Genomic DNA, 2,938 nt, shown 5'->3' on the forward strand with positions numbered 1-2,938 from the left:
ATAGGTTAAGTCCTCGAACGATTAGTATCCGTCAGCTCCACACGTCACCGTGCTTCCACCTCGGACCTATCAACCTTGTCATCTTCAAGGGTTCTTACTTCCATAAAGGAATGGGAAATTTCATCTCGAGGGGGGCTTCATGCTTAGATGCTTTCAGCACTTATCCCTTCCGCACATAGCTACCCAGCGATGCCTTTGGCAAGACAACTGGTACACCAGCGGTGCGTCCATCCCGGTCCTCTCGTACTAAGGACAGCTCCTCTCAAATTTCCTGCGCCCACGACGGATAGGGACCGAACTGTCTCACGACGTTCTGAACCCAGCTCGCGTACCGCTTTAATGGGCGAACAGCCCAACCCTTGGGACCGACTACAGCCCCAGGATGCGATGAGCCGACATCGAGGTGCCAAACCTCCCCGTCGATGTGGACTCTTGGGGGAGATAAGCCTGTTATCCCCGGGGTAGCTTTTATCCGTTGAGCGATGGCCCTTCCATGCGGAACCACCGGATCACTAAGCCCGACTTTCGTCCCTGCTCGACTTGTAGGTCTCGCAGTCAAGCTCCCTTGTGCCTTTACACTCTGCGAATGATTTCCAACCATTCTGAGGGAACCTTTGGGCGCCTCCGTTACCTTTTAGGAGGCGACCGCCCCAGTCAAACTGCCCACCTGACACTGTCTCCCAAGCCGCTAAGGCTTGCGGGTTAGAATTTCAATACAGCCAGGGTAGTATCCCAAGGTCGCCTCCATGGAAGCTGGCGCTCCCACTTCTCCGGCTCCTACCTATCCTGTACAAGCTATACCAAAATTCAATATCAGGCTACAGTAAAGCTCCACGGGGTCTTTCCGTCCTGTCGCGGGTAACCTGCATCTTCACAGGTACTATAATTTCACCGAGTCTCTCGTTGAGACAGTGCCCAGATCGTTACGCCTTTCGTGCGGGTCGGAACTTACCCGACAAGGAATTTCGCTACCTTAGGACCGTTATAGTTACGGCCGCCGTTTACTGGGGCTTCAATTCGAAGCTTCGCTTCAAGCTAACCTCTCCTCTTAACCTTCCAGCACCGGGCAGGCGTCAGCCCCTATACTTCGCCTTTTCGGCTTTGCAGAGACCTGTGTTTTTGCTAAACAGTCGCCTGGGCCTATTCACTGCGGCTCTCGCGGGCTTACACCCACAAGAGCACCCCTTCTCCCGAAGTTACGGGGTCATTTTGCCGAGTTCCTTAACGAGAGTTCTCTCGCTCACCTTAGGATTCTCTCCTCGCCTACCTGTGTCGGTTTGCGGTACGGGCACCCGGATTCTCGCTAGAAGCTTTTCTTGGCAGTGTGAAATCAGGAACTTCGGTACTTAAATTTCCCTCGCCAATCACAACTTGAGGTTATGGTCATAAGGATTTGCCTCACGACCCCTCTTATTGCTTGGACGCGGACGACCAGCGCCGCGCTTACCCTATCCTCCTGCGTCACTCCATCACTCAAACGAATCCATAGGTGGTACAGGAATATCAACCTGTTGTCCATCGCCTACGCCTTTCGGCCTCAGCTTAGGTCCCGACTAACCCTGAGCGGACGAGCCTTCCTCAGGAAACCTTAGGCATTCGGTGGATGGGATTCTCACCCATCTTTCGCTACTCATACCGGCATTCTCACTTCTAAACGCTCCACCAGTCCTCTCGGTCTAGCTTCTACGCATTTAGAACGCTCTCCTACCATAGACTCTAACAGAGTCTATCCGCAGTTTCGGTGATACGTTTAGCCCCGGTACATTTTCGGCGCAGAGTCACTCGACCAGTGAGCTATTACGCACTCTTTAAATGGTGGCTGCTTCTAAGCCAACATCCTGGTTGTCTATGCAACTCCACATCCTTTTCCACTTAACGTATACTTTGGGACCTTAACTGGCGGTCTGGGCTGTTTCCCTTTTGACCACGGATCTTAGCACTCGTAGTCTGACTCCCAAGCATAAGTATTTGGCATTCGGAGTTTATCTGAATTCGGTAACCCGATGAGGGCCCCTAGTCCAAACAGTGCTCTACCTCCAATACTCTTATCTTGAGGCTAGCCCTAAAGCTATTTCGGAGAGAACCAGCTATCTCCAAGTTCGATTGGAATTTCTCCGCTACCCACACCTCATCCCCGCACTTTTCAACGTGCGTGGGTCCGGGCCTCCAGTAAGTGTTACCTTACCTTCACCCTGGACATGGGTAGATCACCTGGTTTCGGGTCTACGACCCTATACTTATTCGCCCTATTCAGACTCGCTTTCGCTACGGCTCCAGTTTCCACTTTAACCTTGCATAGGATCGTAACTCGCCGGTTCATTCTACAAAAGGCACGCCATCACACATAATTGTGCTCTGACTACTTGTAAGCACACGGTTTCAGGTACTCTTTCACTCCCCTTCCGGGGTACTTTTCACCTTTCCCTCACGGTACTGGTTCACTATCGGTCACTAGGGAGTATTTAGCCTTGGGAGATGGTCCTCCCAGCTTCCGACGGAATTTCACGTGTTCCGCCGTACTCAGGATCCACTCAGGAGAGAACGAGAGTTTTGATTACAGGGTTGTTACCTTCTCTGACGGACCTTTCCAGATCGCTTCATCTACTCCGTTCTTTTATCACTCCGTATTGAGTGTCCTACAACCCCAAGAGGCAAGCCTCTTGGTTTGGGCTCTTCCCGTTTCGCTCGCCGCTACTCAGGGAATCGAAGTTTCTTTCTCTTCCTCCAGGTACTTAGATGTTTCAGTTCCCTGGGTGTGCCTTCCTTACCCTATGAATTCAGATAAGGATCCTCTTCCATTACGAAGAGGGGGTTTCCCCATTCGGAAATCTCCGGATCAAAGCTTACTTACAGCTCCCCGAAGCATATCGGTGTTAGTCCCGTCCTTCATCGGCTCCTAGTGCCAAGGCATCCACCGTGCGCCCTTTCTAACTTAACC

The 2,938-nt window shown here is 51.9% G+C and carries 1 rRNA gene; it reads right to left on the reverse strand.

The window, feature by feature from the left end:
• Position 1 precedes the first annotated feature (1 nt).
• Positions 2 to 2,938: ribosomal RNA gene (locus LIZ98_RS17205) — 23S ribosomal RNA — on the reverse strand.

Source organism: Caldibacillus sp. 210928-DFI.2.18, from assembly GCF_020554505.1.
In the GTDB taxonomy this organism is placed as follows: Bacteria; Bacillota; Bacilli; order Bacillales; family Caldibacillaceae; genus Caldifermentibacillus; species Caldifermentibacillus hisashii.